This is a genomic window from Methylobacterium sp. Leaf456 (genome assembly GCF_001425465.1).
In the GTDB taxonomy this organism is placed as follows: Bacteria; Pseudomonadota; Alphaproteobacteria; order Rhizobiales; family Beijerinckiaceae; genus Methylobacterium.
The window spans coordinates 151,478-173,323 of the sequence record NZ_LMQV01000003.1 but is presented as its reverse complement, the minus strand read 5'-3'; the positions used below and the strand labels follow the sequence as shown (position 1 = coordinate 173,323).

The 21,846-nt window shown below is 70.1% G+C and carries 15 protein-coding genes and 1 other annotated feature (1 of these 16 running past the window's edge); of the genes, 8 read left to right on the top strand and 7 right to left on the bottom strand.

Translation table 11 applies throughout. From position 1 onward, the window contains the following. Positions 1–49, top strand: a sequence feature (sul1 is cis-regulatory element that is thought to sense ions involved in sulfur or methionine metabolism; They are found in Alphaproteobacteria); it begins 7 nt to the left of the window's first position. A 65-nt stretch (positions 50–114) separates the two neighbouring features. Continuing rightward, positions 115–1,593 carry a SulP family inorganic anion transporter gene (locus tag ASG52_RS05020; protein ID WP_056239922.1) on the top strand — a complete coding sequence of 493 codons (1,479 nt, stop codon included), beginning with the start codon at positions 115–117 and terminating at the stop codon, positions 1,591–1,593. 11 nt (positions 1,594–1,604) lie between these two features. On the opposite strand, the gene ASG52_RS05015 is transcribed toward ASG52_RS05020, so the two are convergent. From ASG52_RS05015 to pdxA, 4 genes are all read right to left on the bottom strand, one after another. Next, a complete protein-coding gene (locus tag ASG52_RS05015) occupies positions 1,605–3,854 on the bottom strand; it encodes a CHASE2 domain-containing protein (protein ID WP_056239920.1) in 2,250 nt (749 codons plus the stop codon). A 211-nt stretch (positions 3,855–4,065) separates the two neighbouring features. Further along, positions 4,066–7,737 (bottom strand): cadherin-like domain-containing protein, encoded by a 3,672-nt coding sequence (locus ASG52_RS05010; RefSeq protein WP_056239917.1) that lies wholly within the window; start codon positions 7,735–7,737, stop codon positions 4,066–4,068. Positions 7,738–8,073: 336 nt separating this feature from the next. Next, positions 8,074–8,958 carry a 16S rRNA (adenine(1518)-N(6)/adenine(1519)-N(6))-dimethyltransferase RsmA gene (rsmA, locus tag ASG52_RS05005; protein ID WP_056239914.1) on the bottom strand — a complete coding sequence of 295 codons (885 nt, stop codon included), beginning with the start codon at positions 8,956–8,958 and terminating at the stop codon, positions 8,074–8,076. 12 nt (positions 8,959–8,970) lie between these two features. Then, a complete protein-coding gene (gene pdxA / locus ASG52_RS05000; protein ID WP_056239912.1) occupies positions 8,971–10,011 on the bottom strand; it encodes a 4-hydroxythreonine-4-phosphate dehydrogenase PdxA in 1,041 nt (346 codons plus the stop codon). Between the two features lie 276 nt (positions 10,012–10,287). On the opposite strand from pdxA, the gene ASG52_RS04995 reads away from it, so the two are divergent. Then, a complete protein-coding gene (locus ASG52_RS04995; protein ID WP_056239909.1) occupies positions 10,288–11,259 on the top strand; it encodes an AraC family transcriptional regulator in 972 nt (323 codons plus the stop codon). Between the two features lie 192 nt (positions 11,260–11,451). Here the strand turns inward: ASG52_RS04995 and ASG52_RS04990 are convergent, their stop codons facing one another. The 3 genes from ASG52_RS04990 to lptF all read right to left on the bottom strand — a co-directional run bounded on the left by ASG52_RS04990 (position 11,452) and on the right by lptF (position 16,375). Then, positions 11,452–14,028 carry an LPS-assembly protein LptD gene (locus ASG52_RS04990; protein ID WP_200945573.1) on the bottom strand — a complete coding sequence of 859 codons (2,577 nt, stop codon included), beginning with the start codon at positions 14,026–14,028 and terminating at the stop codon, positions 11,452–11,454. 78 nt (positions 14,029–14,106) lie between these two features. Further along, positions 14,107–15,195, bottom strand: coding sequence for an LPS export ABC transporter permease LptG (gene lptG, locus ASG52_RS04985; protein WP_056239903.1), 1,089 nt, complete (start codon positions 15,193–15,195; stop codon positions 14,107–14,109). 10 nt (positions 15,196–15,205) lie between these two features. After that, positions 15,206–16,375 carry an LPS export ABC transporter permease LptF gene (lptF, locus tag ASG52_RS04980; RefSeq protein WP_056239900.1) on the bottom strand — a complete coding sequence of 390 codons (1,170 nt, stop codon included), beginning with the start codon at positions 16,373–16,375 and terminating at the stop codon, positions 15,206–15,208. Between the two features lie 207 nt (positions 16,376–16,582). Here lptF and ASG52_RS04975 point away from each other — a divergent pair, with 207 nt between their 5' ends. The 6 genes from ASG52_RS04975 (at position 16,583) to ASG52_RS04950 (ending at position 21,830) form a co-directional block, all read left to right on the top strand. Further along, on the top strand, positions 16,583–16,873 hold the full coding sequence (locus ASG52_RS04975) for a type II toxin-antitoxin system ParD family antitoxin (protein ID WP_286158946.1): 291 nt from the start codon (positions 16,583–16,585) through the stop codon (positions 16,871–16,873). After that, complete coding sequence (locus ASG52_RS04970; RefSeq protein ID WP_056239898.1) at positions 16,870–17,169, top strand: type II toxin-antitoxin system RelE/ParE family toxin; 300 nt, start codon at positions 16,870–16,872, stop codon at positions 17,167–17,169. Before ASG52_RS04975 ends, ASG52_RS04970 begins: the two co-directional genes overlap by 4 nt. 122 nt (positions 17,170–17,291) lie before the next feature. Beyond that, positions 17,292–18,782 (top strand): leucyl aminopeptidase, encoded by a 1,491-nt coding sequence (locus ASG52_RS04965; protein ID WP_056239896.1) that lies wholly within the window; start codon positions 17,292–17,294, stop codon positions 18,780–18,782. Between the two features lie 11 nt (positions 18,783–18,793). After that, on the top strand, positions 18,794–19,504 hold the full coding sequence (locus ASG52_RS04960) for a hypothetical protein (protein ID WP_286158945.1): 711 nt from the start codon (positions 18,794–18,796) through the stop codon (positions 19,502–19,504). Between the two features lie 119 nt (positions 19,505–19,623). Next, positions 19,624–21,318 carry an AMP-binding protein gene (locus ASG52_RS04955; RefSeq protein WP_056239893.1) on the top strand — a complete coding sequence of 565 codons (1,695 nt, stop codon included), beginning with the start codon at positions 19,624–19,626 and terminating at the stop codon, positions 21,316–21,318. Then, positions 21,315–21,830: a hypothetical protein gene (locus tag ASG52_RS04950; RefSeq protein ID WP_056239890.1), complete on the top strand. Its 516-nt coding sequence runs from the start codon at positions 21,315–21,317 to the stop codon at positions 21,828–21,830. The genes ASG52_RS04955 and ASG52_RS04950 overlap by 4 nt, the downstream gene beginning before the upstream one ends. Positions 21,831–21,846: the final 16 nt, after the last annotated feature.

Sequence of the window (21,846 nt, the reverse complement as noted above, 5' to 3'; positions counted from 1 at the left end):
CCGGTGCAAGCCCGGGTGGCTCTTCCGGCCGCCGATCCGCCGGATCACGCATTCGAGACGCCCCCATCGCCCCGCCTCCTGCGCGGGCCTGCGTCCTTGCGGAAATTTCAAAAGATGTCCTCCGTCAAAAACGCCGCCCGTGCGTGGCTCGGCTCGCCCTGGGCCGACACGCTGTCGGGCCTCGTCGTCGCGCTGGCGCTGATCCCGGAAGCCATCGGCTTCTCGGTCATCGCCGGGGTCGATCCCAAGGTCGGGCTCTACGCCTCCGTCGTCATCGCCATCGTCATCGCGTTCGCGGGCGGGCGGCCCGCCATGATCTCGGCGGCCACCGCCGCGACCGCCGTGGTCATGGTCGATCTCGTGCGCGATCACGGGGTGCAGTACCTGTTCGCCGCCACCATCCTGATGGGCGTGATCCAGATCGCCGCCGGGCTGATGCGCCTCGGGCGCCTCATGCGCTTCGTCTCGCGCTCGGTGATGACCGGCTTCGTCAACGCCCTGGCGATCCTGATTTTCTTGGCGCAATTGCCCGAACTCACGGGGGTCACGCCGGCCACCTACGGGCTGATCGCGCTCGGGCTCGCCATCATCTACGGCTTTCCCCGCCTCACCCGCGCGGTGCCCTCGCCGCTGATCGCCATCGCAGCGCTGACCGCGCTCACCGCCTGGCTCGGGCTCGACGTGCGGACCGTCGCCCATCTCGGGGCGCTGCCGACGACGCTGCCGTCCTTCGCGCTCCCCGACGTGCCGCTGACCTTCGAGACACTGCGGATCGTCCTGCCCTATGCGGCGACGCTCGCCGCGGTGGGCCTACTGGAGAGCCTGCTCACCGCGCAGATCGTCGACGACATGACCGACACCGGCAGCTCGAAGAACCGCGAATGCGTCGGCCAGGGGGTCGCGAACATGAGTTCGGCCGTGTTCGGCGGCATGGGCGGCTGCGCCATGATCGGGCAGTCGGTCATCAACGTCTCGTCGGGGGCCCGCGGCCGGCTCTCGACGCTGGTGGCGGGCGCGGCGCTGCTGGTGCTGCTGGTGGCGTTGCAGGATCTCCTCGCCGTCGTGCCGGTGGCGGCGCTGACGGCGGTGATGATCATGGTCTCGCTCAACACCTTCTCGTGGCGCTCGCTTCTGGAACTGCGCACCAACCCGCTGCCGTCCTCGGTGGTGATGCTCGCCACCGTCGCGGTCGTCGTCGCCACGAAGGATCTTGCCATCGGCGTCCTCGTCGGCGTGCTGCTGTCGGGGGTGTTTTTTGCGGGAAAAGTCTCGCGGATGGTTCGCGTGGCCTCCGAGCTGTCAGAGGATGGGCGCACCCGCACCGTTCGGGTGAGCGGTCAGGTGTTCTTCGCCTCGGCCGGCGCCTTTGCCGAGGCGCTCGATGCCCGCGAACCGGCGGAACGCCTCGTCATCGACCTGCACGCCGCGCATTTCTGGGACATCTCGGCGGTGGGCGCCCTCGACCGCGTCGTCGAGAAGGCCCGCCGCCAGGGCCGCGCGGTCGAGGTGGTCGGCCTCGACGAGGCCAGCGCCACCCTGGTCGAGCGCTTCGGCCGGCACGACAAGCCGGGCGCCTCGCTCTCCGCGCACTGAGCGGGAGGCGGCTACTTGGTGAGCGCGACATGCACCCCCGACCAGTCGGCCGGGGGCGGGACGCACTCGAAGGCGGCGACGCGCTCCAGATAGAGGTCGTAGAGGCCGGACAGGCCGAAGGCCGCGCCCTCGGAGCGGCAGGTGCTGACGCGGCCGCGGGCGCTGGCCCAGTCGCGGCGGCGATAGGCGACGAGCATCTCGGCGTGCCGCGCCGCGAGCCGGCGGAAGGCGAGGGAATCGCGGACGGTCGCATCGCCGACCAGCGTCGAGATCGCCTCGGCCTCGCTCTTCCCCTTCACCCGGACGAGGTCGATCTCCAGAACCGCGAAGCGGTCGGCCACCGCCGCCGCGGTGGCCGCACCCAGGATCGTCTTGACCCGGTAGGCCTTGGACTGCCCCTCCAGCCGCGAGGCGACGTTCACGGGGTCGCCCAGCACCGAGTAGTCGAAGCGCAAGTTCGAGCCCATGTTGCCGACGACGCAGCGGCCGGTGTTGAGGCCGATGCCGATGTCGATCGGCAGAACCGGATGGCCGCCGGCCTCGGCCTCCGCCTTGCGCAGGGCATTGAGCGCCTCCATCCGGGCGATCATGGCGAGCGCCGCATGGCAGGCGTTGGCCTCCTGGTCGGCATCGTCCAGCGGCGCGTTCCAGAACGCCATGATGGCGTCGCCCATATACTTGTCGATGGTGCCGCGGCGCTCGATGATCGCGTCGGTGAGCGGCGACAGGAACCGGTTCATCAGCGCAGTGAGCCCCGCCGGATCGTCGCGGTAGAACTCGGCGATGCCGGTGAAGCCGCGCACGTCCGAGAACATGATGGTGAGCGGCCGCTCCTCGCCGCCGAGCCGCAGGGTCTCGGGATGAGCGGCGAGCTGCTCGACGAGCGCCGGCGAGAGGTACTGGCCGAAGGCCGCGCGGATGCGCTGCCGCCCGGTCTGCTCGCGGGTGTAGTTGGTGAAGACCAGCACCGCGTAGACCGTGAGGCTCGCCCCCAGCGGGAAGGTGGCGTCGAGCAGGATGCCGAGTTCCTTGAAGCGGAACCACGCCGTCGCGGCCAGGAACAGGGCGATGACGGCCCCGAGCAGCAGTAGCCGCACGGCGCCGAACAGCGGCGCGCACACGACGACGATCAGGCCGACGCCCAGCGTCAGCGCGATCTCCGCGACGATGGCATCGTTCGGATAGGAGAGGGTGGTCCGCGACAGCACGCTCTCGAGGAGCTGCGCCTGCACCTCGACGCCGGGCATCACCCGCTCGACCGGCGTGGTCTTGTTGTCGAGAAGACCGAGCGCCGAGGTGCCGACCAGCACGATCTTCTGCGCCACGCGCTCGGGATCGAGGCTGCCGTCGAGGACGGTGCGGGCCGGGAGGGAGCGGGCGGGGTCGCGGCCCGAGAAGTGGAGCCAGACGCTAGCCGTGGCGTCGGTGGGGATCTCGAAGCCCGGCAGCGCCAGCGCCTGCGCCCCGGCGGCGTCGGCGCGAAGCAGCACAGTGCCGGCGCCGGTGAGCACCCGCAGGATTTCGAGCCCCAGCCCCGGCACCAGCCGCCCGCCGGCCTCGACTGCGAGCGGCACCCGCCGGACGATGCCGTCGCGCTCAGGCACGATGGTGAACAGGCCCCGCCCCGCGGCGGCCCGCTCCAGTTCGGGGATGTTGTGCAGCAGGCCGGGAAAGCGCGCGAGATGGGCGCCAGGGTCGGGCCCCAGCGTGGCGAAGCCCGTGCGCGGCAGGTCGGGCGCCTCCATGGACGCCTGCTCCAAGGCCGATTGCCCCAAAATCACCCGACCGGCCCGGATCGCCTCGGCCAGCACCACGTCGTTGTCGGGCAGGCGCGCCAGCGCGTCGCGGGCGCTCGCGTCGAGCCCGTCGAGGCTCTCGGCGACGCGGGCCGGCGAGAGCCGATCGGGCTCGGGAAATACCATGTCGAAGGCGATCACCGCGGCGCCGGCCTCGGTCAGCCGCCGCACCATCTCGGCGACGCGGGTGCGGGCCCAGGGCCATTGCCCGTAGGCGCGGATGCTGTCCTCGTCGATGTCCACGATGGTGACCGGCCGCAGCGTCACGGGGCGGGGATAGAGAGCCTGCAGCGCGTCGAAGGTGCGCAGCCGCAGGGTCTCGACCGGCGCCGGGTCCCAGACCCGCACGGCCACCAGGGCGAGGAGCACGAGGAGGGCGAGCGCCCGGTCGAGGCCGATTCTTTTGGTGGTTTGGGGGCGTGGAACCGGCGCGGCGGCGCGGCGGAAGGGGCGGGGGAGTGGCAAGGGCGGTGCTCAGGCCCGCTTCGCAACGGGGAAGACAGGCTTTCCCTCCCGCGCCCTCATCCTGAGGTGCGCAGCGAAGCGCAGCCTCGAAGGAGGGCTCCAGAAGGCGCGCGACTTCTGGAGCCCTCCTTCGAGGCCGCTGCGCGGCACCTCAGGATGAGGGGGAGGGTGGGAGGTCATGACCGGCTCGTCGTCACGTTCGGCCGACCCCTCACAGGATATGGATGTCGCTGGCCTGGAGGTGGTCCAGCAGCAGGTTCTTCAGCGTCAGCACGTGCGTCCGGTCGTAGGCGATGGTGACGTCGTCGCCCGACTGCACCGCCCGCCCCAGCACCGCCTCGGCGCTGGAAAACACCGAACGGTCGAATTCGAGGGTGTCGGCGCCCGCGGTGAAGTCGGTGATCGTGGTCCTGCCGAAGGCCGCGGTGTCGAACACGAAGGTGTCGCTTCCGGTGCCGCCGGTCAACGTGTCGCCGCCGCCGAGCCCGAGGAGGATGTCGTCGCCGCCGCGCCCGTCCAGCGTCTCAGGCCGCGACGACCCGACCACGAGGTCGTTGGCGCCCTGGCTGCCGTTGAGCGAGGTGTAGAAGGTGTGGGTGGCGCTCTCACCGGGGCGCAGGTCGCCGAATCGGATGTTGAGCGAGATGCCGGTGTCGATATGTGCGCCGTCCGGGTCCTTCGGCGTATCGTAGACGTTCGGCAGGTAGGCGTCGTGATTATAGAAGCCGTCGCTCGAGGCGCGCGCCGCCCCATCGAAGGCGATGAGGTTGACCGACACGCCGGACTGGGTGCCGTAGGCCTGCACCACCGCGACGCCGCCCTTGGCCGTGGGGTTGGCCAGCACGTCGTTGTCCGTGGCGAAATCACCGTAGCGGATCGCGTCCTGGTCGGGGTCGAAGCTGCGCAGGAAGCGGGCGTCCGTCATCGTCGCGTCGGTGGTGTTCGTCAGCGTGACCGTGGTGCGGAAGTAGGTGGCGTTCGGATCGAGGTCGATCACCTGTGTTATCTTGAGGCCGTCGGATGTCGTCCCGATCGTCGTCGCCTGGAGCCGCCCGCCGCTCGACGTGTCCGTGGTGGTGGCCTCGAATCCGATCGTGCCGGTGCGCTCGGAGTTGGCGAAGCTCTTGCCGTCGTGCGCGATGACGATGGCGTCCTCCGGCGTGCCGGGGATCGTCACGTCGTTGGAGGTGGTCTCCTGGCCGGTGTCCCAGCCGTCGTCGTCGATGACGAAGGACAATTGCTTGGAGCCGCCCGCCTGCGGGTGGAAGCCTTCCGGCGCATCAGATTCCGAACCGAGCGAGCCGTGCTCGGCGACACCGATCTCCATGTAGGCGCCCTGGAGAAACACGTCGCCGCCGACCGTCTGGTGGCCGGCCCGCCCGACGATCACGTCGACGGTGGCCTGCGCCGTCAGGCCGTCGGCGTTGCGGATCGTGTAGGTGAAGCTGTCGGGGCCGGTGAAGCCGGGTTTGGGCGTGTAGGTGATCGTGCCGTCGCGGTTGAGCACGACGCTGCCGTGGCCGGGCTCGCCGAGGCCGTCGATGCGCACCGCGCCGCCGTCGGGGTCCGCATCGTTGGCCAGCACCGCGACCGTGACCGCGTTGCCCACCTCGACGAAGGCGTTGTCGTCGCGCGCCTCCGGCGCGTCGGGCGTCGCGATCACCGCGACGTCGCGCAGGACCGGCGCGCTCGCCAGCCCGTCGGTATCGACCACCACGATCGAGACCGTGCGCGGCGCCTCGGACGGCGCGTCGCTCCCGTTGGCGTAGGTGAGGGAGGCCAGGATCTTCCGGTAATCCGACAGGCTCGCCTCGCCGGACAGGGTCAGAACCCCAGTGCGGGCGTCGTAATGGGCACGGATCGGGCTGCCCTCGGGCAGGTCCACGGCGAGCGCGTCGGCGCCCTTCTGGAAATGCTCGGCGATCCGCACGGTGGCGCGGCTCAAGCTCGCGCCGTCGGCGTCGCGGATCGTCAGTCCTTCGGCGAGCCGGGTCGGAGCGCCGTCCTCGCGGTAGCTCGCGCCCTCGCCCGGCAGGGTCAGGACCGGCGCGGCCTCGGTCTCGATCAGGTCGAAGGTCGCGGTCTGGAGGCAGGAGCCGCCATGGCCGTCGCTGACGCGGTAGCTCAGCGTCACGGTGCCGTGCGACGGTGAGCCGGGCTCGTAGCGGAAGCGCCCCTCGCCGAGATCGACGATCCGGCCGCCGCCGCTCGCCACCGCGAGGTCGGTCACCCCGAGGCTGTCGCCGTCGATGTCGGCGGCGCCCGCGCAGAGGTCGGCCGCGCTCATCGTCCGGGCCTCGCCCGCCCGGCTCTCGGCGAGCGTGACGGCCCGCGCGACCGTCGGGGCGTCGTTGAGGCCGGTCACGTCGATCGTGAAGACCGTGTGCAGGAGCGCCCCGTTCGGGCCGCCGAGCGTCACGCTGAAGGCGTCGGTGCCGACCCGGCCCTCGGCGAGGAAGGCGGCACGGTCGGCGGTGTAGGCATAGGTGCCGTCGGCGTGCAGCACGAGGTCGCCGTAGCTGCCGCGGAGCGTCACGCTGCCGTCGGAGAGCGCCGTTTCGGCCCCGCCCAGCACCGTGCCGGCACGGGCGGCGAGCACGCTGAGCGCGGCCGATCCCGTCACCGCACCGGTGCCGAGCAGGCCGCGGGCCGGATCGGTGGTGACGAGGGCGGCGTCCTGCACCACCGGCACGGTCTGGGGCGCGACCGCGAGCGGCGGCGCGTCGCGGTCGGGCTCCGTCGGCGGCACGCCGGGGCCGTCGTCGCGGGGCGTGTCGTTGCCGCCGGGTGCAGGCGTCACCGGGCCCGGCGGCTGGAGCGTGTCGGGGGGCAGGCGCGGGCCGGTCGAGTCCGGACCGCCACCATCGGGGCCGCCGGGAAAGACGTTCGGCGGCACGCCCGAGCCCGGCCCGCCGCCCGGCCCAGGGACCACGGGCAGGCGCGGCGCCTCCGCGATGGTCTTGAACAGCGACTGGACGAGGCCGTTCTCCTTGGCGAGTTCAGTCGGCGTCTTCTGCGCGGTCTCGACCCGCGGCTCGCGCCCGTCCTCGGGGATGACGACGGTCGCGACGTTCGGGTCGGAGACCGTGAACAGGAGCTTCGTGGGATCGTTGCGGTCGTAGACGTCGAAGCGGCCCACCGTGCCGTCAGGCTCGGTCATCACCGAGAAGCGGGTGTTGCCGCCATCGGCCTCGATCTGGATGTGGACCGCGGTGCCGCGGATGCCCATGGTGGCGACCGGCGTGCCGACCTTCATGTCGCCGGTCTTGGCGACCTTGCCGGCCACGAACGAGATCGTGCCCTGGACGAGGTCGAACAGCGCTGAGTTGCCCGACCCGCCCTCGGCGTAGACCATGCCGTTCACCACCATCCGGGCGTCGGAGGCGAGGCTGAACAGGGTGCCGTCGAGGAAGGAGACGGCGAGCGCGGAATCGCGGCCGGTCTGGAGCGCGTCGTTCTTGTAGACGAGGTCGCCGACCTGAAGCGTCACGCTGGTGCCGTTGCGGATGACGTTTGCCGTGCCGGTCAGGGTCTGGACGCGGCCGACCGGATCGTTGGCCTGGGGCGCGCCGGCCTGCGCGACCTGCTCCCCGTGCGGGTGCAGGCTCAGCGCCTCGATCGCGGTCTCGCTCAGCGCGGCGCCGTTGGGCGCCTCCAGCCGCGGGCGCGTCTCGACCCGGAAGTAATCCTGGATCACGACGCGGTGGAACGCGTCACTGACGACGAGGTCGGCGCCGACGCGGGCGAACTCGCCGCGGAACAGCAGGGCGGCGTCCTCGAGGCGGATCGTGCCGCCCGATTCGGCCTCGTAGACGCGCGTGGAGAACAGCCCGCCATAGGACGGGCCGGGCGCCGGCGCCAGGATATCGTCGAAAACTCTCACGGCCGATCACGTCCCGTTCGGACAGGCGCCTCTCATCAACACGTCTCGGGTGCTAGAGCGAAAGCGTCTGCGCGGGGGTGCGCCCGGTCACCGGGCGAACACGGGATGATTAAGACATGGGCAATTCGGCAACCGAATTGCCCACAAGAAGATCGGACACGAAACCTTTGTTGATCATGATGCCGGCCCCACAGAATCGATGGACGTCTGATGCGTCCTCGCCCGACCATCGTCCGAAACCGCGCGGGCGTTCAAGCGAAAACACGCCGCCGGGCACGGAGTCTGGTGACGGCGTCGCCGCCGTGCGCCTCTGACCTTGCAGAAATCGGGCCGAAGCTATCGCTGCTCGGCGAGCGCACGGGCGAGCGCCACGAAACCTTCGACCGGGATCTCCTCAGCCCGCGCCGTGTCGGGCAGGCCGGCGGCGGCGAGCAACCCGGCCGGATCGGGCGTCGCCGCCTTGAGGCTCTGGCGCAGCATCTTGCGCCGCTGGCCGAAGGCCGCGCGAGTCACCCGCTCCAGGTCGGCGATGCGGCAGGGCAGGGGCTCTTGCCGCGGGCGCAGGTGGACGACGCTGGAGGTCACCTTCGGCGGGGGCACGAAGGCGGTGGGGGCCACGTCGAACAGGATGGTGGCCTGCGTGCGCCAGCCGCACAGCACGCCGAGGCGCCCGTAATTGGCGCGGTCCTCTTCGTCGGCGACGATGCGCTCGGCGACCTCGCGCTGGAACATCAGCACCGCGCAGTCCCACCACGGCGGCCAAGCCTCGACATCTGTCGCGTCGTGGTCGTCGGCTCCGAGCCAGCCGGTGAGAAGCGGCGTCGCGACGTTGTAGGGGAGGTTGGCGACGATGCGCGCCGGCCCGTCGCCGATCATCGGGCGCGGATCGAAGTCCAACGCGTCCGCATCGACCACGTCGAGGCGGCCGGGATAATGCGCGGCGATCTCGGCGAGCGCCGGCAGTGCCCGCGGGTCGCGCTCGATGGCGATGACGCGCTTGGCGCCCGCCGCCAGCAGGGCGCGAGTCAGGCCGCCGGGGCCGGGGCCGACCTCGACCACGGTGACGCCGTCGAGCGAACCGGCGCCGCGGGCAATCCGTCCGGTCAGGTTGAGATCGAACAGAAAATTCTGGCCGAGCGCCTTCTTCGGCTCCAGGCCGTGGCGGCGCACCACTTCGCGGAGCGGCGGCAAGCCGTCCGAGCTGACGGGTTCGGTCGTCATGAGCGGGGTTTTCTACGAACGGACGGGGAAGGGGGTGACGTTGCTCGACGCCAGCCGCCGCGCCAGCTTGAGTGCCGCGATCAGGCTGTCGGGCCGGGCGACGCCTTGGCCGGCGATGTCGAAGGCGGTGCCGTGGTCGGGCGAAGTGCGCACGAACGGCAGCCCCAGCGTGACGTTCACGCCCTCGTCGAAGGCGAGCGTCTTGATCGGGATCAGCGCCTGATCGTGGGTCGGGCAGAGCGCCACGTCGTAGGTCGCCCGCGCCCGCTCGTGGAACAGCGTGTCGGCCGGCAGCGGGCCCCGGATGTCGATGCCCTCGGAGCGGAGCGCCGCAACGGCGGGCGCCAGCACGTCGCGGTCCTCGGTGCCCATGGTGCCGGCCTCGCCGGCATGCGGGTTGAGGCCCGACAGGACGAGGCGGGGTTTGTCAAAACCGAAGCGGGCCCGCAGGTCCGCCTCGACGATGCGGGCGGTGCGCTCGACCAGCGCTTGGGTCAGCAGTTCCGGCACCCGGCGCAGCGCCACGTGGATCGTCACCGGGACGACGCTGAGCGTCTCGCTCCACAGCAGCATCACCGGCAGCGGCGGCTCGCGGCCGGGGCTCGCGGCCAGCGCGGCCAGGAACTCGGTATGACCGGGATGGGCAAAGCCCACCTTGGTCAGCACGAACTTGGCGATCGGGTTGGTCACCACCGCGGAGGCGCGGCCCGTCCGCACCAGATCGACGGCCGCGGTGATCGATTCGACGATGGCGCCGGCATTGGCCGAATCCGGCGCGCCGGGCACGGCCTCCACGCGCGCGCCGCTCGGCAGCGGCAGGACGGGGAGGGCGCGGGGAAACACCTCGACGGCGTCATCCGGTTCGACCTCGGCGACCGGCACGAACAGGCCGAGGCGGTGGGCGGTGCGCTCCAGGAAGTCGGGATCGCCGATCAGCTGAAACGGCGGCACACCCCGCTCCGCCCGCAGCCGCCACGCACTGAGCGCGAGTTCGGGGCCGATCCCGGAGGGATCGCCGAGGGTGAGGGCGAGGGGGCGTTCGGTGGCAGGCATGGGCGGGAGCTATACCGCGATCCGATCCGCTTGCCGACGCCGGACCGGCGTTCCACGCCACCCGGTCATAACACCGCGCGGCCCCGCATTGACAAAGACTATCAAACGAACACACCTCTCGCAGATCCATGTTCGACATCTGCGAAACCACAACGAAACCGATTCATTTCATGCCCCGAACACCTTCAAGCTGCAGAAAGCCGTCCAGACACGACATCGATCTCAGTTTTGGTCGGTTTGCCGAAGCTCCGTGATCGACATCCGGGATCGCGTGCCATGAGCGTCACCCCCTCCCTCGACCATGTGTGGTTCGACCTGACGGATGTCCCGCATACGAGCAGACAGAAGGTCTGGAAGGATACGCTCAACGCCTTCTTCTACGAATACGACTTCGATCTTCCGTCCGATTTCGCGAACGGAGAGATCGAAGGATGTTATGTCGGCGATCTCAGCATCGCGCGCGTCGAATCCGATGCGATGACGGTGCAACGCACGCCGAGCCACATCTCGCGCGATGCGCTCGATGCCTATTTCGTCCTGCTGCCCTTGGGCGATCCCATCCTGTTGGGACAGCGCGGTCGCGAGGCGGCCGTCCGAGGCAACCAGTTCGCGCTCGTCAGTACGTCGGACACCTATTCCTACGTTCAGGACACGTACACCCAGTTCAACAACCTGATCGTCCCCGGCGCGGTCGTGCGGCAATACGCTCCGCAGATCGACGACATCGTGGCCCAGGCATCGCAGGACGGTGCCCTGGTCCGGATGTTCACCGGCTTCGCCAACTCCTTCGCCAAGGGGCTCCACGAACTGGACCCGAGCGCGCGGGCGGCGGCCGGGCGACATATCGTCGAGTTGCTGGGACTGGTGCTGGACGGGGGCGACTATACGTCCGGCGCGGCGCCGGTCCGCTTCGCCCATCGCCGACGCATCCTGCAGGTGATCGAGCAGGGGTATCCGAACCCCGCCTTCGGCATCGACGCCATCGCGGCGACGCTCAGACTCTCGAAGCGCTACATCCAGGCGGTCTTCGCCGCCGACAACGAGACGGTCGGCGACGTCATCTGCCGCCGCAGGATCGCCGAGGCGCGCCGCCTGCTGGCTCTCCGCCAGGCGAATCGCGCGACGGTGAAGGATATCGCCTCCAGCGTCGGCTTCCTCAGCCTCTCCCATTTCAGTTGCGTCTTCAAAGCGGAAACCGGTGTCGCGCCGACGGAATTCGCCGATGCGCCACCGAACGACGCCCCCTAGGAGCATCGGCCCGAAAGGTGGGAACCGGCTTTCAGAAAAAGATGTTGCGGCACAAAGATAGAGAGCATCGTGCTGGATACGATATTCGGCACGATGCTCAAGCGGGCGCCCTGACCCCGGGGCGGTCGCGCCGCGCGGCCTGTATCGGGACGACGGCTCCGGACGCCGTCGTTCACCGTTCGGCCCGAGGCCCTACCGCACCGCCGAGATGCCGTCCGCCGTGGTCACGGTGCCGACGTTCTGGCGCAGGTCCGCCTCACCCAGCGTCTTCAGTTCGAGGCGCAGCAGGAAGGTCTGGTTGCGCTCGCGCACGCCGATCGCGGTGGCGATGGGCGAGACGATGTAGTTGACCGAGATCGTGGTGCACTCGTCCTGATAGCCGCCGCCCAGGCTCATGCCGGAGAGGTAGACCGCGCCGGGGTTCTTGTAGGCCGGTGCGGTGGCCGGGTTGGCGAGGAAGAGATTGTCGTAGGTATCACGGACATCGAGGTAGTGGGTCAGGTCGACCAGCGCCGAGCCGGTGAGGAACCAGTTCGGGGTGATCCGGTAGGTCGCCGACGCCGTCACGCCCTCGCGGCGGTGGGAGAAGCCGAGCGCGGGCTGGGCCTGATAGTAGGAGTAGAACAGCGAGGTCTCGAGCGGCAGGAACGGCGCGAAGCGCGCGGTGACGCCGGTCTCGAAGCGGTTGACGCCGAGATCGCCCTGGCCGAGCCGGAAGCGGCTGATGAAGCTGATGTTCTGGTTGGGCGAGAGCTGCGCGCGGCCGACGAAGTCGGAGCGGCGGTCCTCCAGGCCGGAATCGAGGCCGACATTGGCGAGATCACCCCGGCGGAACGAGTTGACGCCCGCGATCTGGATCGACTCGCCGAACATCACGTTCGCGTACCAGCCGGACGGGGTGACGACGGAATACTGGCCGCCGAGATTGGCCCGCACGCCGCCCTCGACCCGGTCGTAGCCGGAGAACTTGTCCCAGGCGAACAGGGAGGTGTCGTCGAAGACGAGGCTCTGCGCGTCCTCGTTGGGCAGGCGCCCGATCCGGGTCTCGGAGGGCCGGGCGATCACCTGGGCGATCGGTTCGAGGGTGTGGACGCCAAGCCCGCCGAAATCGGCCACGAACGGGTAGCGGTAGTCGATGCCGATCGCCGGCATGACGCGGCCGGTCAGGCCGTCGTCGACGTTGGCGATGTTGCCGACGAACTCGTTCTGGAAGCCGGTGCGGCTCGGGTTGAGCGAGAACAGGTCGGTGCGCAGATACGCGAACGGCGTGATGACCTGGCCGGCATCGTCGATGAAGCTGCGCCGCCACGAGGCCTGCGCCGAGAGCCGCGTGGTGGTGCCGCCGAGGCCCCGCACGATGCAGCTCCCGCGCTCGAAAACCGTGCAGGTGTCGTAGAGCGGGTAGGTCACCCCGTTGACGGTCGGGGTGAACAGATAGCTGCCGGTGCGCGGGATGCCCTGGAAGTCGGTCGCGTCGCGGGTCAGGCTGGTGACGTTGGCCTCGAACCGCACCTCGCCGCCGATCTTGCCCGGCCCGTCGATGCGCTTGTCGTAGTCGATCACCGGGGCGACGATCGGCTGCTCCTTCTGCCAGTCGAAGCTCGACAGCGCCTTGAAGTAGTAGCCCCGCGCCTCGAACCACGAGCGGTCGCCCTGGCCGATCAGGTAGCCGGTCGAGACCGCCTCGCGGAAATAGTCGGTGGTGATGTTCTGGTTGCGGATGCGGTAGTTGTCGAGGAACCACTTGTCGGTGACGCCGACGAGATCCCAGCCGGTGCGCCAGCGCTCGTTGACGTGGAAGCGCCCGCGCGATTCGATCGAGCCGCGGAACTCGCGGTCGGCCGCGCCCAGCGGCCCCGGCAGGAAGGCCGAGGGGGTCGATTGGAAGATTCCCGACAGGCGCACGTTGTAGGCGCCGCTGTCGAGCCGCTGGCGGTACTCGGCCTGTCCGAGCACGCCCTGGCGGGTCAGGAAGGCGGGCGAGAGCGTCAGGTCGTAGCTCGGATCGAGATTGATGAAGAACGGTGTGGACAGGCCGGAGCCGAGCGCCGTCGTGGTGATGAAGCGCGGCGTCAGGAAGCCGGTCTTGCGCTTCACCGTCGGGTCGGCCGACTCGAAATAGGGCAGGTAGGCGACCGGGATGCCGCCGAGTTCGAGGCTGGCATCCTCGTACGAGATCGTGTGGGTCTCGTTGTCGTGGATGATCTTGCCGGCCTTGATCTGCCACAGCGGGGGCTTGGCGGGGTTGTCCTTGCACGGCTCGCAGGCGGTGTAGGTGGCGTAGTCGAAGCTCGACACCTCGCCCGCGATCCGCTCTCCGCGCGGGGCGGAGATGCGGGTGCGCACGGTCTCGCCCTTCAGCTCGACCGTCTGCTGGATGCGCAGCGCGTCGACGAAGCCGTTCTTGAAGTCGTCGGTCAGCTCCATCCGGTCGCCGGTGACGAGCGCGCCGGTCTCGTCGGTCAGGCGCACGTTGCCCTCGGCGAAGACCCGCGAGGTACCCCGGTCGTAGCGGACCCGTTCGGCCTGGAGCGTGCGCGAGCCGTAGCTCAGCTGCGCGTTGCCGCGGGCCGTCACCGTGTTGCGATCGTTGTCGTAGATCAGCTCGTCGGCCTCGACGAGCAGGCGCTGGCCCTTCGGGTCCTGCGGGGACCCGGCGAGCCGCTCCAGCCCGGCCTGGGCGAGCGCGCGCGGTGCGGCGAGCCCGAGGCCCGCCGTCATGAGCGCAGCCATCGAGACCGTCACGGCGATGTCGGCGACCTTACGCAACGCGCCACCCGTCCCCTGTGCAGCCCCCTGCACGACGCCCCCGTCCACCCGACGCCTCCCTCACCGGAGAACCGCGCATCAGCCGTCCTCCTGATAAAGAAGCGTGAGCGTACCGAGGAGACTCCCTACCACGGCGGGGAACCACGCCGCCACTGTCGGCGCGACCATCCCCGATGCGCCCAGGCCCTCCATGACCTGCCGCGCGACGTACAGAACGAAGCCCGCCGCCACCCCACCGAGCACCAGCTTGCCGACCCCACCAAACCGGAAGAACCTTAAGGAAACCGTTGCCGCCACGAGAACCATCGCAAGGTAGAGCAGGGGTGTCGCCAGCAAGACATCGTACTGGAGCCGGTAGCGCGTGGCATCCAGCCCCGCCCGCTCGTGGCGCGCGATGGTCTCCGGGAGTTGCCAGAAGGGCACAGATTCCGGGGGGGTGAAGCGCTGCCGGATCTGGCTGAGATCGAGCGTCGAGGCGATCAGGTAGCTGTCGTGGCTCTCAGGGGGCGAATCCTTGGTGAGGACGCGCACGTCCTGCAGCTCCCACCAGCCGTCGTGCAGAATCGCACGCGCCGCCTCGACCTGGGCGGTGAACACGCCCGAATCGTCGAACAGGAAGGCGGAGACGCCGGCGAGCCGTGTCGTGCCCTCGATGGCGGTCTCGGCCCGCAGGATCGCCTGCCCGTCGATGCTGCGCTGGCGGATCCAGAGATCCTTGCCGCTGCCCGCCTTGGGGGACTTGGCGAAGATCTTGGCCTCGATCTCGCTGGAACGCTGCTTGAGCGCCGCCGAGAGCGGGTTGTAGGCGCCGATGGCCACCACGCCGATGGCGAGGGCCACCAGCGCGCCGGGCTGGAGGAACTGCCAGGCCGAGATGCCGGCGGCGCGCGCCACCACCAGTTCGAGCTTGCGCGAGAGCTGGAGCAGGGCGGCCATGGAGCCGAACAGGATCGCGAAGGGCAGCACGCTCTCGGCGACCGCAGGGGTGCGGTAGAGCGCGAGCTGGGCCATCAACCCGGCGGACGCCCCCTGCGTGTCGCCCGCGCGGCGCAGCAGTTCGACGAAATCGAGGGTGTAGACGAGCGCGAACACCGTGACGAACACGCCGAGGATGGTGCGTACGAAGCGCCACGCGAAGTAGCGCCCGAGCGTCGGCCCGATCAGCATGGCGCCCTCCTCAGGCGGAGCCGGCCTGCGGGCGTCGCCGCAGGGAGGCGAGGAGCGCCCGCCGACTCCGGGCGAGGCGCTCGCTCAAGGCGCGGACCTGTGCGCCGCCGAAGATCAGCAGGGCGGAGAGGACGATGGCCCCGAGCGGCGCGGCGTAGATCGCCACCACGGCGCCGGGGCTGCGCACGGCGGCGCTGCTCGCGGCGAACCCGACGATGCGCAAGGCGACGACGCCGACCACCGCGCCCGCCACCGCGAGCCCGCGGCCCTGGCGCGTGGTGCGCGGATCGCCGAGCGCGGCGAAGGCGATGAAGGTGAGCGCGAGCGGATAGAGCCACGCCGAGAGCCGGTCGTGCAGCTCGGCGCGGAAGCGGCCCTTCTGCATCTGGTAGTAGGCTTCCGAACGGTCGGGGAAGAGCAGGGCCGTGGTCGAGCGCTCGCGCGGCTTGTAGACCACCTCCGCGTCGGGCGGCGTGAAGGCGGCGAGATCGACGGCGTAGCGCTCGTAGCTCACGATCGAGGAATCGCGGCTGTCCTTCTGCTGGCGGTGGATGCTGCCCTTCTCCAAGACGAGGTAGGTCTGCCCGTCGGCCTCGGCGACGCGACCGCGCTCGGCCAGATAGACCACCGCCTTGCCCGGATCGCGCTTGTCCTGAATGAACAGGCCCTGGAGCGAGCCGTCGGCCCCGCGCTCGCGGAAATGGAAGGTGATGCCGCTGTCGAGCTGCGTGAACTGCCCCTCCTTGACGACGTTGGCGACGAAATCCCCGCGCACGCGGGTCAGCACGTCGCGCAACTCCTGAAAGGAGGAGGGCATCACCTGGATCGTCAGGAAGGCGGTCACGACGCTCACCGTGAGCGCCAGCGTCAGGAACGGCTTGAGGATGCGCCGCGGCGCCATGCCGGCCGCCGACATCACGATCAGCTCGGAATCGCCGTTGAGCTTGTTCAACGCGTAGACGCAGGCGATGAACAGCGCGACCGGGGCGATCACGGTGATCAGCGTCGGCAGCGACAGCCCGGTGATGAACAGGAAGACGAGGAGCGTCTGGCCCTTGGCGGTCACGAGGTCGAGTTCGCGCAGCGCCTGCGTCACCCAGATCGTGCCGGTGAGCCCGATCAGGCAGGCGAGGAAGGCCCCGAGCGCGATCCTGAATATGTAGCGCTCGATCTGGCTCATCCTGCGCCTCTTGCCGCGCCCTCGCGCCGTCCCCGCCCTGTATTCTCGCCCCTCGGCGCGGCCAAGCCAAGCCGTGTCACCCGGACGGTTCGGGGCGCCCGGAATGCGGCTGTTTCGGGGCGAGGGGCTGGAGGCCGATAGCGTCTGCCGGGCTATGCGCCAGTGATTTTCACTGTAATCTCCACTGCAGTAAGCCAGGAGGCTGGAATGCCGACGCCGACCGGTCAGATGACCGTCACGCTGACGCGCGAGTTGGAGCAGTTCGTGCGCGACAAGGTGCGCGAGGGCGCGTTCGCGACGACCAGCGAGTATATCCGCGACCTCGTTCGCACTCGCTATCTCGCAGAGAAGGAGCGCGAGGCGCGCCTGCGCACCCTCGACGCAGCGCTCGCAGAGGGGATCGCCGACGCCGAGGCCGGTCGCGTCATGCCGGTCGGAGAGGCCTTCGCCCGCATCCGGGCCGAACTCGGCCTCGACGAAGACGCCGGGAAGCCGTGATCGTCGTCCTCACCGAAGCGGCGGTCGGCGACCTCGTTCGAATCGGCCGCTTCATCGGTCTCGACAACCGGACGCGGGCGGCCAGCTTCGTGTCCGAACTCGAACAGCGCTGCCTCGGGCTTACCGCGATGCCGCGCGCCTTCCCGCTGCTGCCGGGCCGCGAGGCTTCGGGCATCCGCCGAAGGGTCTATGGCGACGACCTGATTTTCTACCGCCTCGTCAGCGAGACGATCGAAGTGCTGCGAGTGCTGAACGGGGCACAGGATTACGAGGCGATCCTGTTTCCGGCCGATTGAGCAGCCTCATCGCCGCACCCCGCGCCGCGTTGCGTTCTCCGCATCAGCGGCTACACAGGTCGCCGGCTTCACGCGCGGCGCGCGAAAAGCCGCCGGAACGACGGGTGGAAAGCGAAGAGCACATGGCCGGTGGGATCGAAATCGCCTTTGAGCCGCTGACGTCGCGCGGATCCGGGGGCGACCTCGTGGTGTTCGTCGGCGACGACCTCGCCCTGTCGGGGGCGGCGAGCGAAATTTTGGGGCGCCAGGGCGCCGAACTGGTCGCCCGCGCCTCTGCCAGCGAACGCTTCAAGGGCAAGGCACAGTCGGCGCTGTCTCTGCCCTCCCCCGCCAACGTCGAGGCCGACCGGCTCGTAGTGATCGGGCTCGGCTCCGAGAAGGACCGGGCCAAGCTCGACTGGACCCTGCTCGGCGGCTTCACCGCGGGCAAGGTCGGGATGCGCAAGGCCCGCGTCGTGCTCGACTGGCAGGGATTCGCCGGCAGCGCCCGGGATGTCGCCGATTTCAGCCTCGGCGCGCGCCTGCGCAGCTACAGCTTCGACCGCTACAAGACCAAGAAGAAGGATGAGGACGAGGCCTCGGCCTCGCTCACCCTGCTGACTGCCGACCCGGCCGCCGCCGAGACCGCCGCGAAGGACGCCGCCGGGGTCGCCGAGGGCGTGGTACTGGCGCGCAACCTCGTGAACGAGCCGCCGAACGTGCTCTACCCGGAGGAATACGCCAAACGCGTCTCCGAGCTGACCAAGCTCGGCGTCGAGGTCGAGGTTCTCGATCTCGCACGGATGAAGCAGCTCGGCATGGGCGCGCTGATCGCGGTGGCGCAGGGCTCGGCCCGCGAGCCGCGGCTCGTCATCATGCGCTGGAACGGCGGCGAGGCGGGCGAGGCGCCGCTGGCGCTGATCGGCAAGGGCGTGGTGTTCGATTCCGGCGGCGTGTCGATCAAGTCGGCCGGCGGCATGGAGGACATGAAGGGCGACATGGGCGGCTCGGCCGCCGTGGTCGGCACCCTGCACGCGCTCGCCTCGCGCAAGGCCAAGGCCAACGTGATCGGCGCCATCGGCATCGTCGAGAACATGCCCGACGGCAATTCCTACCGCCCGTCCGACATCGTCACCTCGCTCTCGGGCCAGACCATCGAGATCATCAACACCGACGCGGAGGGCCGCCTCGTGCTCGCCGACGTGCTCTGGCACATCCAGGCGACCTACAAGCCCAAGGCGATGATCGATCTGGCCACGCTGACGGGCGCGATCATCGTCGCGCTCGGCCAGGACATCGCCGGCCTGTTCTCCAACGACGACGACCTCTCGGCCAAGATCACGGCCGCGGGCGAAGCGGCGAACGAGAAGGTATGGCGGATGCCGCTGATCCCGGCCTTCGACAAGGCGATCGACTCGAAGTTCGCCGACATGAAGAACACCGGCGGGCGCCACGGCGGCGCGGCGACGGCGGCGGCCTTCCTCAAGCGCTACGTCAACGACGTGCCGTGGGCGCATCTCGACATCGCGGGCGTGGCCATGTCCTCGACTCCGTCCGAGATCAACCGCAGCTGGGGCGCGGGCTGGGGCGTGCGCCTGCTCGACCGGCTGGTGCGCGACAACTACGAGCGCTGAGCGGTCCGGCCTTGTCCGCGCCCGCCGCCTGGACCGTTGCCGCCGCGCCGCTGGCGGCGGCGCTGCTGGCGCTCGTCGCGACCTACGCGACGGGCTTCGACCAACGTGCGGCGATGCCGCCGGACGTGGCGAACCGCTTCTACGGCTTCTTCCTCGACCGCTACCCGCTCTTCGCCTTCGTGCTCGTCTACGGGCTGGCCCGCATCCTCGTCGCCACCCTGGCGCCGGGGCGCGCGGGGATGGTCCGGCGGCTGATCGGGGCGATCCTCGGCCTCGCGCTGATGGCGGGCGCGAGCCTGCATCCGACCTTCGGCGGCCTCATCCTGCGGGCGGGCTTCGGCACCGGCAGCGGCGCCTTCCTCAACGGCACGCCGATGGCGATCGCCTACGCGCTCGGCGCCGCCGCGGGGGCGGGCGTGTTCGGGTTCGCCATGGGCCTCGGCGTCACCCTGACCGGCCGGCCGGGGCGCTCGGCGCCGCGGGGCCGCTGGCGGGCGCTGGGACGCGGCCTCGTCGGCATGCTCGCGGCCTTCCTCGCCCTGTGGCTCGGCGCGGCGCTGATCGGTGCGGCGCGCGATCTCGGCCTCGGCCCCTGGCCGCGCCGCCCGCTCGATGGGCGCGACCTCACGCTGGCGGCGGGCCTGATCACGGCGGCGGCCCTGCCGCACGTCCTGCTGGTGGGCTTGCGCCTGCGGCCGGGGCGGAGCGGGGTGACGGGCTAGGGGCCGCGGGTTGATCGGACCCGTCCGGAACGCTTAAGCCTTCTCAGGAAACAGGCCGAGCCGGCGCGAGTCCGGCCGCCGGGGGCAACGCCCGACAGTCGCGGGCCGGGAGGACGAGGATGGCCGAGAACCGGAGCGCGGAACGGCCCTGGCTGTCCGCCTACCCGCCGGGCATCCCCCACGAGATCGAGACCCAGGCGCTCGGCACGGTCGTCGACCTGTTCGAGCGGAGCATCCAGCTTTTCGCCGAGCGGCCGGCGCTGACCTGCTTCGGGACGAGCCTGCGCTTCCGCGAGGTCGGCGCGGCGGCCCGCGCGGTCGCCGCGTGGCTGTCCGCCCAGGGGTTCGGCAAGGGCGACCGCGTGGCGGTGATGATGCCCAACGTCCCGGCCGGCCCGGTGAGCCTGCTCGGCGTGCTGGCGGCGGGCTGCACCGTGGTCAACGTCAACCCGCTCTACACCCCGCGGGAGCTCGCCGCGCAACTCAACGATTCCGGTGCCCGCGCGCTCTTCGTGCTCGAGAATTTCGGCCACACGGTCGAGAAGGCGCTGCCGCACGTCCCGGCCCTGGAGCGGATCGTCGTGGCGGCGCCGGGCGATCTGCTCCGCCTCAAGGGCCACGTCGTCAACGCGGTGTCGCGGCGGGTGAAGCGGGCGGTGCCGCCGTTCCGGCTGCCGCCCGCCAAGACCCAGCGCTTCGAAGCGGTGGTGAAGGCCGGGCGCGGAATGAAGCCGCCGACGGTGACGGTCGCCCCAGGCGACCTCGCCTTCCTGCAATATACCGGCGGCACCACGGGGGTGGCCAAGGCCGCGATGCTGACGCATGGCAACATCGTCGCCAACGTCGAGCAGAGCCGGATCTGGTTCCGCGCCTCGGAGGACGACCCGTCCGCGAGGGTCGCGGTGACGGCGCTGCCGCTCTACCACATCTTCGCGCTCACCGCCTGCTTCCTGTTCTTCTTCCGGCTCGGCGGCTGCTGCCTGCTGATCCCGAACCCGCGCGACATCGACGGCTTCGTCAAGACGCTGGCCGGCACGCGGTTCACCGACTTCGCGGGCGTCAACACGCTGTTCAACGCGCTGAACAACCACCCCAGGATCGGCAGCGTGGACTGGTCCCACATCCGCTACGTCGTCGGTGGCGGCATGGCGGTACAGTCTTCGGTCGCCGCCCGCTGGAAGGCGATCACCGGCCAGACCATCCTGGAGGGCTACGGCCTGTCCGAGACCTCGCCTGTGGTGACCGCCAACCCGCTCGGGCTGACCGACTGGACCGGCACCATCGGCTATCCGCTGCCCTCGACCGAGGTGTCGATCCGCGGGGCCGACGGCGCGGTCCTGCCCTTCGGCCTGCCGGGCGAACTCTGCGTGCGCGGCCCCCAGGTGATGGCCGGCTACTGGAACCGGCCGGAGGAGACCCGCGGGGCGACCACCGAGGACGGCTTCTTCCGCACCGGCGACGTGGCGGTGATGACCCCGGACGGGCAGATCCGCATCGTCGACCGGATGAAGGACATGATCCTCGTCTCCGGCTTCAACGTCTACCCGAACGAGGTCGAGGACGTGCTCGCCACCCATCCGGCGGTGGTGGAATGCGCCGTCGTCGGCGCGCCCTGCGAGGACAGCGGCGAGATGGTGGTGGCCCACGTGGTCCTGCGCGACCCCGCCTGCACGGCGGACGCGCTGCGGGCCCACGCCCGCACGAGTCTCACCGGCTACAAGGTGCCGCGCAGGGTCGTGGTCCACGAAGCGCTGCCCAAGACCAATGTCGGCAAGGTGCTGCGACGGGCGTTGCGGGACGCACCGACGGTTTGAACGCCGCCGTGATCGGGAAAGGTTTGACGGTTCTCGGAACGTGGCTCGCCGCGACGTTCCGCTTCTGCCGAACGGCCCTGGCGGCGCTCGGCCTGATCGTGATCGTCGTCTCAGGCGCAGCTTGGATGCTGGGCCGATCCGATGCACCGAGCGGAGCGCAGCGGGCCGACGCCTGGGTCGTCGAGAGCTATTCTGCTCCGGATGGACGCTTCAAAGCGGTCGTCTTCAATCAGAATGGGGGAGGGGCAATCTCACCCTACTGCTTCGACTCGGTCTACGTTTCGAAGGGTGATCGCCCGGACGAGCAGGCCTGGGACGACGCCAATCTCGTTCTGAACGGCGCCTGCGGCGTCCTCGTCGGCGAGCGGGGAGAAAGCATCCGATGGAACTCGCCCACCGAATTACGCATCGCCATCGATTTGACCGTCGGCTCGCGGAGGATCAGCACCCTACGCCTCAGCGGCTACGCCATGACCGGACAGGTCAAGATCGTTTTCGCCACGCGGAACTGACCTCGGCCGAGCCCGC

Coding starts and splice junctions, on each gene's coding strand:
- ASG52_RS04975 (WP_286158946.1), top strand. CDS start 16,583: ATGCCGACGCCGACCGGTCAGATGACCGTCACGCTGACGCGCGAGTTG.
- ASG52_RS04955 (WP_056239893.1), top strand. CDS start 19,624: ATGGCCGAGAACCGGAGCGCGGAACGGCCCTGGCTGTCCGCCTACCCG.
- pdxA (WP_056239912.1), bottom strand. CDS start 10,011: ATGCCTGCCACCGAACGCCCCCTCGCCCTCACCCTCGGCGATCCCTCC.
- rsmA (WP_056239914.1), bottom strand. CDS start 8,958: ATGACGACCGAACCCGTCAGCTCGGACGGCTTGCCGCCGCTCCGCGAA.
- ASG52_RS04995 (WP_056239909.1), top strand. CDS start 10,288: ATGAGCGTCACCCCCTCCCTCGACCATGTGTGGTTCGACCTGACGGAT.
- lptF (WP_056239900.1), bottom strand. CDS start 16,375: ATGAGCCAGATCGAGCGCTACATATTCAGGATCGCGCTCGGGGCCTTC.
- ASG52_RS05020 (WP_056239922.1), top strand. CDS start 115: ATGTCCTCCGTCAAAAACGCCGCCCGTGCGTGGCTCGGCTCGCCCTGG.
- lptG (WP_056239903.1), bottom strand. CDS start 15,195: ATGCTGATCGGGCCGACGCTCGGGCGCTACTTCGCGTGGCGCTTCGTA.
- ASG52_RS04965 (WP_056239896.1), top strand. CDS start 17,292: ATGGCCGGTGGGATCGAAATCGCCTTTGAGCCGCTGACGTCGCGCGGA.